Origin of the sequence: Domibacillus sp. DTU_2020_1001157_1_SI_ALB_TIR_016, from assembly GCF_032341995.1 — a bacterium.
GTDB classification, from domain to species: Bacteria; Bacillota; Bacilli; order Bacillales; family Domibacillaceae; genus Domibacillus; species Domibacillus indicus_A.
In genome coordinates this window covers 1149005-1163367 of sequence record NZ_CP135438.1, presented here as the reverse complement: position 1 = coordinate 1163367, position 14363 = coordinate 1149005, and the positions used below count along the sequence as shown (strand labels likewise).

Below are 14363 nucleotides of genomic sequence, written 5' to 3'. Positions count from 1 at the left end.
TCCTGGTTCATGCTTCTTTAAATAACAGGAACCAGTGAGAATGCGGTAAAATGCTTCGTTAAGATGGAAAGGGTGTGTAAAGAAAATTCCTTGCTCTACAGGCATGATAAACCTTATGTATGGACGGCAACGTTTTTATGATTTTTAAGAACGGAATAAAAAATGCTTACGGACAAATAGTATATGTATACGACTTAAAAAACCAATGACTGTGGTGATCGAAAGCGGGCAGTCAAATCGCTGCGGCTAATTGATTCCTTCATTTAGAAAAAAAGAACAGTTTAGGGAGAAAACAATGAAAGTTACAGGCGTTTTTTTATTTATCACTATTACGGCTTCTGCATTCTGTGTCATTTTGGATATCCTATTGGGCTTTACCTTTTCCGAAGCATGGATGCATTTACTCCATCCGTTTTTTGTGATGGATGTCAGTGAATACCTAGTGGTTCTTCTATTTTTATCTATAACGATTGGACATCAAATCATAACCAAAAAGAACCAGCAAAAATAGCAACATTAGTTCCGTTATTTAGTAAAACGGTGGCGGATAAAAGCAATGATCAGCATCACAAAAGGCAAAATAATAAGGAGCGGAGCGGAGAAATACGATATAAAGGTTGTAAAGCCTTCTTCTGAATGTTCAGCAAAATCCTCTGCAATGGCTACAGAAAGAAAAACCAGAATAAGACCTGCCGGCAAAATCATTTGCTGATGGTTTTTTAAGCGAAACAGATCAACCATTCCTATGACAGAAGCATATAAATAAATACCCGCTTTTAAAAAAACGGTAATGAGTAACGTCATCACGACAAGGGCATCTAAGCGCTGGATAAATTCCAAAAAGTTGATCTTTCCTACTGTAGCCAGTAAAGGAAAAGGAGATCTTTCCACTTCGCTGACTCCTAAAACAGCGATATTTAAAGCAGCCATATAACTTAAAATAAGGCCGCTGACGATTAATGAAGCGATTCCGACTTTTTTCACTGCCTTTACACGATTTAAATATGGAAACAGCATAGCAAAAACGAACGCTTCTCCAAATGGAAAAACCACAACCAGCGGAGGATAAAAAGTCGTCTCCAGTACAGGCTTCCAGCCATATTCTAATACAGGCTTTAAGTTATTAAGGTCCACGGTGCCGGTTAAATAAACAAAAAGATTTCCTATGATTCCCACAAGAATCAAAAAAATCCCCAATATTTCAGCTGTTCTTGCAAATACTTCAATTCCAAGATAAAGCACATAACACATAGTCAGCACAAATAAAATGATCACCACAAGCAAAGGAATCTCCGGCATTGTTGCTGTAATCAATACTTCACTGAATTCGCGCACATTTCTGGCGGAAATATACAAAAAAAAGACGGTATACATTAATCCGACAATCCATCCGATATATGTGCCAAATATTTTTCTGGCATAGGCAGTAAGCGGCAAGGAGGGGTGATAGCGAAATAGCCTATAATAAACAAGAAATAAAATTATCCCTGTGCTTAATCCTAACAAAATAGAGAGCCAGGAATCCTTTTTTGCTTCTGCTCCCTGTGATACGACAACAGCTGTCCCCAGCTCGAACATAAAGAGTAAGAGAAAAAATTGAATGCTGCTTATTTTCGCTTTTTCCATTGAAAAAAGCTCCCCCTCCTTTTGCTAAGATCTTTTCCTTATTCTAAGTAGGAATTTGTTCGCAGTCCTGAACGACGAATAGATGTTTTAACTTCTACGCTAACCTCTGTTTCAGGAAAACCTTCATCCTGCCATTTTTCTTTTATCTTTCTCCACATTTTTGGATCTTTATGGTTGATGGCTTCACCAAATCGGAAGACGTCATTCTTTTTATTTTTTGCGTACGCTACGGTCTTGTTGATTTCCCGCTCGATCTCCTGATCCAACTGCTTTTCAAAATCAGTAAATGTTTTGTGTTTTGTGAGATCAATGGGGCATTGTACTTCGTCAAACGACCCTTCTGCTCTGACCGAAAGTTCAATGACTCGTTTATCATTTTGGATCTTGGCGTTTACTTTCGTTCTGGAGCGATCTATTTTAACAGTGATACCGCCTTTTTTCCCTTCACAATCGAGATGGACGATTGTTTGTTTCAAATCATTATTGATCCATGACACGCCCCGGGAAAGCTCATCATTCATCCACCCCTGCAGTTTGCCATCTTTAAAAATGCCTAATCCCCCCATTTCCAGCTTTGTTTCCGGAGATATTCTCTCAATATTTGACATTTTGTTTCCCTCTTCCGGGCTGCCGACAACCTGAAGACTGACTAACATGCCTCCGCCCCATTCAATTTGTTTAACGACTTGATCTGCGTTCAGCATATCGTAATCCCCCTGCTGACGTTCAAGGGTTTCCACCCCGCTGATAATGCGGTCTGCTGGCAGCTCCTCTAAAGGCGTTGTAACATGGAGGGCTTCTTCTGCCGTGTTGTCTTTAACAAATAAAACGGGAAACTCTCCACGGAAATAAGGCGTACGGTCAAGACTGTCAAACAGTCCCTGAATCCCATCGGTTCTTGCTAACTCTTCCCCTATCACCATCGATCGAATATGTGCCAGAAAAAGCTCGTGCGGTGACTTCTTCTCTATTTTGCGAAGGGCATCTAAAATCGTGCTTCCTTCAGCTGAATAAGCAACAACAGGCATTTCTCCTGATGCCCCGCTTTTCGCCGCCGTGCCGGCTACTTGTCCTTCATTTATTACCTGGACCGTGACACGATAAGCGTTTTTCTCGTCATCGCTCCCTCTATCCACGCCGATTGCACTGACAATATCTAATTGTTGCACTTCCATACGTCCCCAGCAGCCTGACAGCAGCACGGCAGAAACAAGGATAAAAACAAAGGTAAGTGGCTTAATATTCATTGGGATCCCTCTGCGAATGATTTTCCTGGGTTTGACGATCCCTTGGTGCTGGTCCAAGAGTGTCCGTATTTCCCACTTTAGATACTTTTTTCTGTGCGATTAGCCTTGGGCGCGTAGACATAAACGGTTTTGACACACGAATAAGTGTATCTTTTAAATCAGTAAAAATAAGCGGAGCGAATGGTGTTAAATAGGGAACGCCAAATGAGCGCAGGCTGCTCGTATGTGCAATGAGAATAATGAGACCAAGCCCAATTCCATAAAGCCCTAAAGAAGAGGCTAAGATAATCATGCCGAAGCGAAGGATCCGTACAGCATCTATCATGGAGTGGTTTGACATTGTAAAACTGGCGATGGCTGTTGCTGCTACAATAATCACCGTGGCACTTGAAACAATTCCTGCTGATACAGCCGCCTCCCCTAGCACAAGAGCCCCTACAATCGATACGGCCTGTCCCACCTGTTTCGGCATTCGCAGTCCTGCTTCCCGCAGAAATTCAAAGGTTAATTCCAGCAGCAGCACTTCAATAAAAAGCGGAAACGGAACTTCCTGCCGCTGAGCTGCCAGGCTGATCAATAAAGGTGTGGGAATAAGGTCTGGATGAAAAGACAAGAAAGCAATATAAAAAGAAGGAAAAAGCAGCGTACTTGAAATACCCACTAGCCGCAGCATCCTTAAAAAACTGGCTATGCTCCAATGCATATAATAATCTTCCGCCGACTGAAAAAACTCAATAAATGTTGCCGGCAAAATTAACGTGTTGGGCGTTCCGTCAACAAAAACTGCAATACGTCCTTCCATTAGCTCCCCCATCACTACATCCGGCCGCTGCGTGTTGTAAATAGTCGGCCATACAGATCTTGGACCATCCCGGATCCACTCTTCAATGGTATTAGAGCCGATCAATTCATCGACTTCAACTTTTCGAAGGCGCTCTTTGAGCTCGGTTAAAATTTTTTCATTCGCAATCCCTTTAACGTACATAATCGTGACTTCTGTTTCGGTAATTTCACCGATCTTTACCGATTCAACCCGCAAATGAGCACTTTTAATTCTCCGGCGAACCATTGCAACGTTTGTATGAAGGGATTCAATAAAACTCTCCTGTGGTCCGCGAATCGACTGCTCGGAAGAAGGTTCCGAAATGGCTCTTGTTGCCCCGCCTTTTAAAGGACAGATCATCGCCTGGTCCCATCCATCGAGTAAGAGAATGGTCTTCCCTGACACAAGAGCCTGGATGGTTTTGTTCCACTCTTGTGTTTCCCCGACTTCCGCCACAGTGATCATTTGTTCTTTCATCCCTGTAAATAACGTGCCGGCTGACGAACTGTTTAATTCCCTGTGATCATCCATGACTTTATCGATAATGAAGTTGCCCACGTGTTCTTTATCCACTAATCCATTGATAAAAATAACGGCAGCATTCTGCCCAGAACTGCTTCCTATTTTAAATGTGCGGACGACGATATCAGCACTGTAGCCAAGAGTCTCTTGAATGTTTTTAATATTTGCTTCAAGATTGGTTTCAAGTTTCTGATGATTTGCATCCGATTCAGTCTCTTCAGTGTATTCAATAGGTTTTTTCTCTTTTTTTCCAAGCTTGTTCCATAATTTTTTCATTTCTAACTTCACTCCTGCTTTGCCCTTATATGAGAGAGCTTTCACATATATCAACAGTATGCCAATTTTGCCAGCTTTTAATCCAAGGAACCTCCCAGATAGAGATACAAACAAAAAAGGAAACACCTGATGAGTGGTGTTTCCCTTTCATGGATGAATCATTGACATTTTATTGTTTTCAAATCCGGCTGATTGTTTACAAGCTGCGAGTTTTTTATTTCTCAGTTCATCATGACTTTCTGCTTCTATGACGCTTACCGTAAATTACTGGATTCCCTTTCACATAATTAACATGTTTCACCAGGAAATCGTATGAAAAGATTCTGCTTCCAGCAAAAATGTGTATGCGGCACCATCAATACTGATCTGTGTTTCTCGTTCTTCATTAAACGGGTTTTGAAGAACAACCACTTTTGTTCCATCAGGATTCTGAAAAGCAACCGTTGTTCCTGTCCACGGACCCGTCGTTTCAAGGCGGCGGGCACCTGGTTCGATAAAATGCGAAAAATGCTTCATCACATAATATTCGGGATTAAAAAGGGCTTTTTGTTCCGTCACCTGAGCCGTGATCATCGCGTTTTGCTTCCACCCCCACGTACTTTTCCCTTCCGGCTCTAATACCATATTCCAATAAACATAAGCATTCACGCCGTTTACAAAGTAATGCCGGTACAAGTTAAATACGTACTGGGCATACTCCCATGTGTTTTTTCCATCCCCGCACTCATTCTCGGTCTGCATATACCGCTTTTCCGGATAGCTTTGGACAGTTTGCTGGAGGGCGTATTTGCCCGCCCACTGGTAGCCGACTCCCGCAACATAGTGGGCCGCTTCCGGATCACTTAACGTCGGGGCGGCAATGGCATCATAATCAGAAGCGGATTTCGTAAATAAATCTTCTACAATGCCATTAATTGTTCCCAGCCAAATTTCCGTTTGAAGGCCATGCTCTTTAAAAGCTGGGCCTAAATAATCCCGAATAAATTCACGCAGCTGTTCCCCGGTCCAGACACAGGACGGAAATTTCTGGTCGGCTACGACTTCATTCTGGACGTGAACTTGATGAATCGTAATGCCTTCTTCGGCATAAGCCTGCACAAATTTTACAAAATAAAGCGCATATGCCTTTAAAATCTCAGGCTCCCAGCGGATAGTGCCGTAATTATAAGCTTTCGGAAACTTCATCCACGTCGGCGGGCTCCACGGGGAAGCAAACAGCTGCAAATCCGGGTTTCGCTTTAATGCTTCTTTAATATAAGGAATTAAAAAGCGGCTGTCCCGTTCAATGCTGAAGTGTTCCATCTCGAAGTCGTTTTCTGTTTCATTGTGGCTGTACCATTGAAGCGCATAGTCACTCGCACCAATTGGAAGCCGGCAAATCGTGAAGCGGCAGTCGCCTTCCGGTGAGAAAAGCGCATCGTATACTTTGTGCTGCTCGCTTTCTTCCAGCTGCCCAAGGGCGTGGTAGCCTAGTTCATTAAAGCAGCCGCCGAATCCTTCGATAACACGTTTAGCTTCATCGGTCACTGTTAAATTAACCGCAGCTTCCACACCTTGCTCCGGCTGCTTTTCCTGCCAGTATTGTTCGCGTGTCGTAGATATCCACTTTATGTTCTGCATGCCGTCTTAGCTCCTTTATTCAATTTCCAATAATAGAAATGACCATGGCTCTATCAATATCTCCTGTCCTGTGTGAACAGAACGGCCTGATTGCAGTTCCACCGCATTCCCATACGGAGACGACAGCGTTTGAGGCTCCCAGGAATAGTTAAATACATATTTAATCTGCCTGCCGTCTTGGTTGGTTCCGCTTTTGATAATGAGCGGGAATGAATACGCCTGTTCAACTCCCCAGAGCCCTGCCCGTTTTAACGACTGTTGTAAAATACCGGACATTACTTCAGTGGAGACCATACACCCGATATAGGTTGCATAACCTTTTCCATACTCGTTTCCGGTAATCGCCGCGTAACTGCCCCAAGCTGGGTGGTTATAGCGGGCTAAGGTTTCCGCTGTGACAGGAACTAAAAGCTCCATCCATGTGTGCACGTTATTTTGCTCCGGTTCAACTTCATAGGCATGATCAGCCAGCTTCACGTTTTTCGGTTTCACAAACATTTGATACTGAACACCGCAGGCTTTTTCAATTAAGCCAGGCTGCATGGTGGTGCGGACCTGCAGATGTTCATTTGTAAAGCCGGATTTAAACGTAAAGACGGCGTGGCCGCCATTTTCTACATACGTGTTTAACCGTTCCAGCAGTTCATCCGGCGCCACATATAGACATGGAACAAGAATCAGTGAATAGTCTTCAAGACGGCCGGTTTCCGGGTGGATAATATCGCATTCTACATTTAAGTTATATAACGCGTCGTACATCAGCCGGACAATGTCGTTATAACGCAGCTCTGTTTCATGGTGAAACGGAAACCACTGCATGCCTGTCAGTGATTCATTGCTGACAAGAATCGCAACTTTATTATTCTTTTTCAAATTCACCAGTTTTGGAGACAAGCGCTCGAAATCGGCTCCGATGGTTTTCGCTTCGTTGTACACCGGGTTCGGCTTCAGATCATGGCTGAGCAGCCCTTTCCAGTACGTTTCAAACGAGTTATGGATAGAGTGCCAGTGCCAGTAAGCAACCATATTCGCACCGGATGCAAGGTGGCTGAACGCCTGCAGGCGCAGCTGATTCGGGTACGGCGTCCAATGAGAAAAAGCCTGTGCTTCTGTTTCTAAAACCAAATAGTTTTGCTGCTTGGTAGAGCGGGCTACGTCCCCGCCGAATGAAATTTCAATACCGGTTAAATCATCCTGTGTAGGATGGTAAATATCAACGCCTGTTATGTCGAATGGCTCTGAAGCGGTAAAGTGGTTTACATTTGGCTGCACCCCAAACGAATAGCCCCGCCATTCAAAGTCAAAATTCTGGGTAATAAACTGGTTTGGCTTTCGATATTCTTTTACGATGTCGACCTGCCACGCCAAAAATTGGTCGACAAGTCCCCGCTGAAATTTTGAGAATTCCCCGCCCAGGCTTCCATTAATGGTTCCGACAACAGACGGCATATCCTCCCATGCATTCACTTTGTTGCTCCAATAAGCCAGCCCAAATTCTTTGTTGAGCGCTTCTGTCGTTTTGAATTTTTCTTTTAAATATTTGATAAACTGCAGCTGTACATTCGGGCCGCTCGTGTCATAATGCTTTGTTTCATTATCAATTTGATAGCCAATCACAGCCGGATGGCCGCTTACCTGCTCCATCAGCTTGCGGATGATCCGTTCCGCATAAAATAAGTAGATGGGACTCGTAATGTCCATAATTTGGCGGGCCCCGTATTTTCCGGGTCCCTGTTTTGTTTCCGCCAGCACCTCCGGATGCTCTTTTACCATCCACGTTGGTACCGCATAAGTCGGTGTCCCGACAATCACGCTGATTTCCGCTTGAAGCATCGCATCTAAGACACGGTTCACGGATGTAAAGTCGAAAACACCATTCTGCGGTTCATGTGTGCTCCAGGTAGATTCCGCAATACGTACCACGTTAATGCCGGCTTCTTTCATCATTTGAATGTCTGTCTGGAGCCGTTCATAGGGCATATATTCATCATAATAAGCAACACCGTAAAGCAGCTTTTCCATCTACGCTTCCTCACTTTTCATTATTTAATGGCTCCATCTGCAATACCTTCCAGGATGTATTTCTGGAAGATGGCATAAAAGATAATCACCGGAAGTGCTGTCAGCACAAGCGACGCTAGAATTTTCGGCCAGTCTGCTGCGTATTGGCCGAATAGCATATTGATTGACAGCATTAACGTGTAGTTGTTTACATCTGTCAGCATAATCAGCGGCAGCAGGAAGTCATTCCAGAGCCAGAGAACATTTAATACGAGAATCGTTGCTGTAATCGGTTTTAAAAGCGGAAAAATAATCTTCGTGAAAATTTGAAAATCATTGCAGCCATCGATTTTAGCCGCCTCTTCCAGCTCTTTTGGAATGGCTTTAACAAATCCGTGGTAAAGAAACACAGCCATATTTACTCCAAGACCGATGTAGATTAAGCCAAGACCGATTAACGACCCCTGCGCACCCACTCCTTTTGCGATTTGGCTGAGCGTGATCATAATCGAATGAAACGGAACGAGCATAGAAGCAATAAACAGCATAAAGATAAAATTGCTGAACTTTCCTGATGTGCGGGCCAGCTTATAGCCGGCAAGAGAGCCGCAGATCACAATTCCGGCAAGGCCGATTACCGTTACAATGAGGGTATTCACTGCACTGTCGAGCAGGTTGAGCTCTTTAAAAACACCAATATAATTATCAAAAGTGAATTCTTTAGGAAGGGCCAGAACTGATGTGAAAATTTCCGCCTGTGATTTAAAAGAATTAATCACAGACATATAAATCGGAAAAAACGAGACGACTGCGAAAAGAATCAATACGGTATTCACTGACCATGAAGCCGCTTTGTTTTCTTTCATTACGCTTCAACCTCCTTGCGTTTTGAAATACTGACTTGAATAATGGTGATGACAAGAACAACGAGGAACAAAATCATTGCTTTTGAATTGGCATAGCCAAAACGGAAGTTGTTTGAAAAAGCTTCCTGGTAAATGTTCAGCGCCATCACCTGCGTGGATGTTCCCGGTCCTCCTTGCGTTAACGCATAAACAACGTCAAACACTTTAAAGGCACCATTCAGCGTCAAGAACGAGCAAATCGTAATCGCATGCATAATCATCGGCAGAACAACGTGGCGCAGCCGCTGAAATACGTTGGCTCCATCAATCATCGCTGCTTCCTTCAGCTGTTTCGGTACTCCCTGCAGTGCTGCCATATAAATGATCATCATGTAGCCAATTCCCTGCCAGAGCGACACGATCACAATGGAATAAAAGGAAACGTCCGGATCTCCAATCCAGGCCTGATCAAGAAAGGAAAAAACAGCTTTTTGAGAAAGCTCTGGAAATACATTTGAAAAAATAAAAGAAAACATAAACGAACTGATAATTAAGCTGAGCATATTTGGCATAAAGAAAATGGTCCGGAAAAACCCTTTTGATCTTACTCTTGACTCAATTAGCAATGCCAGTAACAGTGCGATGATATTTTGAATAAAGAAAACGACAATGGTGTATTTCAGAGTAAAGAAAAAAGAATGACGAAACGCTTCATCGTCTTTAAAAGCTTCAATATAGTTATCAAACCAGACAAAATTATAAGAAGGATTTAAGCCATTCCAATCTGTGAAACTGTAAACACCCGCACCAACCATTGGAATAAATAAGAAAACGAAGTAAAAAACAAAGGCAGGAAGAACAAATAAAATCAGGCTTAAATGACTGCTTTTCGTTCTTAATCTTTTTTCTTTTCTGTGTGCGCTGACTGAGTTTTCTTTTTTGTCATTGATGGCTTTAACCGTCATGCCCGTTCAGTCCTTTCCCTCTTCTATATAGGGAAAGACAGCTGTGAGCTGTCTTTCCGCTACCCCTTATTTGTTTAGTTTGTTGTACTCCTGCCATGCCTGGTCCAGACCTTCAATCACTTCGTTCTTCGATGCATCGCCTGCATAATAGCTTTGCATTAATTTTTCAGAAGCTGATTTCACGGCAGCTGGAATTAATGGATCCTGATAGACTTTTCCTTCTTCTACATATTTCGTTGAATCTACAAGCCACGGGTAAGGCTTAAATGTATGAACATCTGAAACGGGATTAAAGCCAAGGCTTTCATAAAACTCACTTGAGTCCTGCTCATCAAGCACATAGTTCATAAAGTCCTTCGCTACCTCTTTTACTTCACTCTGTTTTGAAACGGCCAGGGATGTAGATGTACTCAGATCAATCAGAGTGGCATTTGGATCATCATTAATAGGCAGCGGCGCTACCCCAAAGTTAAAATCAGGATTAGTAGACATCAACGATTCTGCCATCCATGGACCCTGTACCCACATAGCTGCTTCACCTGCGGCAAAAGCAGCTGCTCCCTGATCCTGCCCGACTTCAAATGGACGATCGGTGCCATGTTCATGAACCAGATCGATAATTGGGAACATGTCATCTTTTAACTCTGCAAATGACGCTTTGTCTTGATTCATTTTCTCGACAAATCCTTTATCGGTCGTGCTTTCTAGCGCCCCAACCGTCAATGGCAGGAATAATTGTGGAATGTAAGAATCCTTGTAAGCATTAATAAATGGTGTCACACCTGCATCTTCAAACTTTTTTACAACCGCTTTCATTTCTGTGAGCGTTGTTGGAAGCTCTACTCCGTGCTTTTTAAATAAGTCTTTATTGTATATGTAACCCCATTGAAGCGTTTCGAGCGGTACAGCCAGCACGCGATCATCCTTTGTTACCGCAGGCGATACCGTATCATACAGCTTTTCAACGAATGGCTCATTTGATAGATCTTCTAGGTATCCCGCTTTATCGTAAACAGGAATATCATTGATCGCATGAAGCGCGAACACATCCGGACTGTCGCCGGAAGCGAGGCGGGTTTTCAGCAGCTCGTCTGCCTCGTTCACACTTGGAAGTTCCAATTTTACGGTTACGTCGCGGCCTTCTTGTTTTTGCTTAGCCACAAACTGGTCAATGTAAGTTTCATATTGTTCTTTAAATCGCGGCTGTCCAATAAATACTTTCAGCTCTACCTGGTCAGAATCACCTGATGACGAACCACCCGCGGAATTGCTTTCCCCGCTGCAGCCTGCCAGCATTCCAGCAAATAAAACAGAGACAATCGGTAGTGTAAGCGCTTTTTTCATTTTCAGCTCCCCTTTGCTTTTTTTTAATCATAATCGGTTTTTAACGCTTGGTGAATTGACAATATTAGCGCTTACATTTGTATTATGTTAATCTTTTCGCACCGATCCTGGTGAACTTCCATGGACTTTTTTAAACAGCCGGTAAAAATAAGAAACGTCTTCATAGCCGATCATGCTGCTGATCGTTTTATATTGAAGAGTGGTTGTTTGGACTAGCTCTTTTGCTTTATTCATGCGGTATTCGATGATGAATTCGGTAATATTGCATCCGAACTTCTTTTTGAAAGCGGTCGTTAAATACTCCTTACTGACATAAAACTTTTTGGAGATCATACCGAGCGACAATTCGGGGGAAGAATAATTTTCTTCGATATAGTACTTAATATCGTCCAAATTAATCCGTGTTTTTTGTCTGGCTCCTTCCCTTATTTTCTGAATAACGGTTTTCCCGACTGCTTGCATATTGATCAGTTCCGTTTCGATCGGGACCGCGGGATCGTACATAAAATCTTTTCGTTCAAATCCCAGCTCTTCTAGCGTGACATTATGCTGTTTCATCACTTCTTCCATTAACACGAGAAACTGCTGGTGAAAACGGAAATGAAAGGCTTCATTCTGCTTTAAATTTTCGGGAAGCTCTGCGAGAAACTGCTCAACGGTTGATTCGAACTGTTTTTCATTCAACTCTTTTAAGGAAAACGCAAGTGTAGCATAAAAAGGATCCAATAGCGATGAAATGGCGGGCTGTTTGAAGGCAAACAATGGATAGCTGATCTGCTGCTGTTCCAGTTTTCGCTTTTCCATAATAGCTTTTCCAAATGCTTGGTTGAGCTCCTCTCTATCAACAGGTTTTGGCAGGTATTCAACGGCTTTTGCTTTGATTGCCTGGCGCGTATACATAAAATCCTGATAGCCGCTTAACACAATCACAGGTATTTCGGGATAGTCGTTTTTTAACACGTCCAGCAGGCCAATTCCGTCTATTCCCGGCATTTTCATATCGGTTATGATAATATCCGGGCATTTCTTCTGTATTTTCTCAATAGCCTGTTCCCCATTTTCAGCTTCATCCAGCTGGCTGATCCCCCACAGCTCTTGATCCACAAGTGTTTTAACTGTATCCCGTGTCCAATGCTCATCATCGACAATGAGTAGTGTTGTCATGCTGCCACTTCCTTTTGTTTTGATGGAATTCGAATGGTAACCTTCGTGTAATAAGAGTTTTCGCTGTCCACATCAATGCCGTACTCTCTGCCAAAATATAGTTTGATGCGCGCATCCACATTTTTCAGTCCAATGCTCCGCTGTTCAGAGAATCCCTCCTGTTGCAGTTTTTTTCTGACTTCCCGAAGCCGTTCTTCACTCATACCTGCTCCATTGTCCTCGATGGTAATTTCAATTTCATCGAAGATTTCCTGGATATCTATTTTGATAACTCCTTGCTCCACCTGGGTTTCAAAGCCATGCTTAAAAGAGTTTTCAATAATCGGCTGCAGGGACAAAAGCGGAATCAGGGCTTCGTTGATGGATTCATCTACAAACAGCTGAATCGAAATTTTTTCTCCAAAACGGACCTGCTGAATATATAAATAGTTTTTCAAATGGGTGATTTCTTCCCGAAGCGGTACAAGATCGCCCTGCTTATTGGTAATGTAGCGGAACATGAGCGCCAGCTTCTGTGTCATTTTATAAATATCGCCTGCTCCGTTTTTGACAGCCATCCCCCCAATTACTTGAAGGGTATTATAAAGAAAGTGCGGATTGATTTGCGCCTGCAAAGCCAGAAATTGAGCGTCCCTTGTTTCCAGCTCGCGCTTATAATTTTTTTCGATCAAATCCCGTATCCGGTCGATCATCTCTTTATATTTACGATGAAGAATACCAATCTCATCCGTGCGCTCCACTTTCATATCTACACGAAAATCGGTTTCTTCCACACGCTCCATCGCTTTCGTTAACGAAACAATCGGTCTTGCCACCTGGTTTGATACTACTACGGACAATATAGCTGTTAAGATCATCGAGACAATCAAAATGAATAGACCAGACCGGCCAATATGCACAGCTCCTGTAAGCATCACTTCTTTCGGCACCATTTTTAAAATGGTTAATTTTCTATCCATGATCGGCTGCAGAAAATAATAGTTTTCTTTTTCAATCGCGTACGCCCGATGTTCGGCCTGCTCTGCCAATTGACGGCTGAATTCTTTTGTAAGATTGATATGGTCCGGATTGTAAAGCGCGTTCCCTTTTGAATCTAAAAGCAAAATGTGTTCGCCTTCGTTGCTTTTCAGGTTTTCTGCAATATGGTCCATAAAAGAAAATGAAACGTTGATTTGAATTTTTCCGACAGCTCTTTGATCTTCAAAGCGGTAAATATACCTCTCAAAAGAAAAGCTGCCTGTTTTCTGGTCTACACCAAAAATAGCCTCTTTGTTTTGGGGCGGAACTGGTGAATCAAGATAAGGAAAAACGAAAAAGTCGTTGCTTTCTACTTTGTAAAGCTGGTTTTCTTCAAATGAAACAAGAGATGCCGAGGTCGTATCATCTCGGCCATTGAATAATCCAAAAAGCTTGTCTTTTATGTACGACTGTCTGTTAAAAATGTTAACGGTATTAATATCTTCAACTGAGGAAATGCTGGGCACCAGCTGTTCATCCACAAGGGCATCAAATAAAAATTCATCATACCAGCGTATTTGCTCTTCCAGGTAACTGCCAGAAAGCTCCACTCTTGATTTGTTTGAACTAATCTCTGAGGATTCTACGGTTCCTCTTGAAATCTGTGTCGAAATTAACATAAAGATAATAAGCGGAACCATCATGACAAGCAACAGTGTTCCCATTAATTTTCGCTGAATGCTGTTTAAAACCGTTAATTTAAAATAATGCTCCATCTCTTTTAGTACATGCTTCACATGGCACCCTCCCTCTTTAAATTTCTTTTATTGTAATCGTTCTCATTCTGATTGTGAAACAGATTTTTATCGAATCGCTCTTAAACCATGCTGTCAATAAATCAGCGTCTCACAAGCCCGTTCTCCAGCATGTTCCATCTCTTTATCTGTTCAGTAACCGAATCCCATTGATGCTT

At 42.7% G+C, this 14363-nt stretch carries 11 protein-coding genes; 1 reads left to right on the top strand and 10 read right to left on the bottom strand.

Annotated elements, in window-relative coordinates:
- Positions 1 to 295 precede the first annotated feature (295 nt).
- The gene (locus RRU94_RS05485; RefSeq protein WP_315690795.1) at positions 296 to 511 is read left to right on the top strand and encodes a YczF family membrane protein; all 216 of its coding nucleotides are present in this window, start codon (positions 296 to 298) and stop codon (positions 509 to 511) included.
- Positions 512 to 525: 14 nt separating this feature from the next.
- Here the strand turns inward: RRU94_RS05485 and RRU94_RS05480 are convergent, their stop codons facing one another.
- The 10 genes from RRU94_RS05480 to RRU94_RS05435 all read right to left on the bottom strand — a co-directional run bounded on the left by RRU94_RS05480 (position 526) and on the right by RRU94_RS05435 (position 14187).
- Complete coding sequence (locus tag RRU94_RS05480) at positions 526 to 1626, bottom strand: GerAB/ArcD/ProY family transporter (protein ID WP_315690794.1); 1101 nt, start codon at positions 1624 to 1626, stop codon at positions 526 to 528.
- A gap of 38 nt (positions 1627 to 1664) precedes the next feature.
- Positions 1665 to 2873 carry a Ger(x)C family spore germination protein gene (locus RRU94_RS05475; protein WP_315690793.1) on the bottom strand — a complete coding sequence of 403 codons (1209 nt, stop codon included), beginning with the start codon at positions 2871 to 2873 and terminating at the stop codon, positions 1665 to 1667.
- On the bottom strand, positions 2863 to 4494 hold the full coding sequence (locus RRU94_RS05470; RefSeq protein ID WP_315690792.1) for a spore germination protein: 1632 nt from the start codon (positions 4492 to 4494) through the stop codon (positions 2863 to 2865). Before RRU94_RS05470 ends, RRU94_RS05475 begins: the two co-directional genes overlap by 11 nt.
- A gap of 297 nt (positions 4495 to 4791) precedes the next feature.
- Positions 4792 to 6114, bottom strand: coding sequence for a glycoside hydrolase family 30 protein (locus tag RRU94_RS05465; protein WP_315690791.1), 1323 nt, complete (start codon positions 6112 to 6114; stop codon positions 4792 to 4794).
- A gap of 15 nt (positions 6115 to 6129) precedes the next feature.
- The gene (locus tag RRU94_RS05460) at positions 6130 to 8136 is read right to left on the bottom strand and encodes a beta-galactosidase (RefSeq protein WP_315690790.1); all 2007 of its coding nucleotides are present in this window, start codon (positions 8134 to 8136) and stop codon (positions 6130 to 6132) included.
- 20 nt (positions 8137 to 8156) lie between these two features.
- Positions 8157 to 8981, bottom strand: a complete 825-nt coding sequence (locus tag RRU94_RS05455) for a carbohydrate ABC transporter permease (protein WP_315690789.1) — start codon at positions 8979 to 8981, stop codon at positions 8157 to 8159.
- Positions 8981 to 9925 carry a carbohydrate ABC transporter permease gene (locus RRU94_RS05450; RefSeq protein ID WP_315690788.1) on the bottom strand — a complete coding sequence of 315 codons (945 nt, stop codon included), beginning with the start codon at positions 9923 to 9925 and terminating at the stop codon, positions 8981 to 8983. Before RRU94_RS05450 ends, RRU94_RS05455 begins: the two co-directional genes overlap by 1 nt.
- Before the next feature lie 66 nt (positions 9926 to 9991).
- Positions 9992 to 11275 (bottom strand): ABC transporter substrate-binding protein, encoded by a 1284-nt coding sequence (locus RRU94_RS05445; protein ID WP_315691949.1) that lies wholly within the window; start codon positions 11273 to 11275, stop codon positions 9992 to 9994.
- A gap of 81 nt (positions 11276 to 11356) precedes the next feature.
- Entirely contained in the window at positions 11357 to 12433 is a 1077-nt protein-coding gene (locus RRU94_RS05440; RefSeq protein WP_315690787.1) for a response regulator transcription factor, read from the bottom strand.
- A complete protein-coding gene (locus RRU94_RS05435) occupies positions 12430 to 14187 on the bottom strand; it encodes a sensor histidine kinase (protein WP_315690786.1) in 1758 nt (585 codons plus the stop codon). The genes RRU94_RS05440 and RRU94_RS05435 overlap by 4 nt, the downstream gene beginning before the upstream one ends.
- Positions 14188 to 14363 lie beyond the last annotated feature (176 nt).

Bases quoted from the DNA above. Each gene is read 5' to 3' on its own strand.
- RRU94_RS05485 (WP_315690795.1), top strand. From the start codon at position 296: ATGAAAGTTACAGGCGTTTTTTTATTTATCACTATTACGGCTTCTGCA.
- RRU94_RS05480 (WP_315690794.1), bottom strand. From the start codon at position 1,626: ATGGAAAAAGCGAAAATAAGCAGCATTCAATTTTTTCTCTTACTCTTT.
- RRU94_RS05475 (WP_315690793.1), bottom strand. From the start codon at position 2,873: ATGAATATTAAGCCACTTACCTTTGTTTTTATCCTTGTTTCTGCCGTG.
- RRU94_RS05470 (WP_315690792.1), bottom strand. From the start codon at position 4,494: ATGAAAAAATTATGGAACAAGCTTGGAAAAAAAGAGAAAAAACCTATT.
- RRU94_RS05465 (WP_315690791.1), bottom strand. From the start codon at position 6,114: ATGCAGAACATAAAGTGGATATCTACGACACGCGAACAATACTGGCAG.
- RRU94_RS05460 (WP_315690790.1), bottom strand. From the start codon at position 8,136: ATGGAAAAGCTGCTTTACGGTGTTGCTTATTATGATGAATATATGCCC.
- RRU94_RS05455 (WP_315690789.1), bottom strand. From the start codon at position 8,981: ATGAAAGAAAACAAAGCGGCTTCATGGTCAGTGAATACCGTATTGATT.
- RRU94_RS05450 (WP_315690788.1), bottom strand. From the start codon at position 9,925: ATGACGGTTAAAGCCATCAATGACAAAAAAGAAAACTCAGTCAGCGCA.
- RRU94_RS05440 (WP_315690787.1), bottom strand. From the start codon at position 12,433: ATGACAACACTACTCATTGTCGATGATGAGCATTGGACACGGGATACA.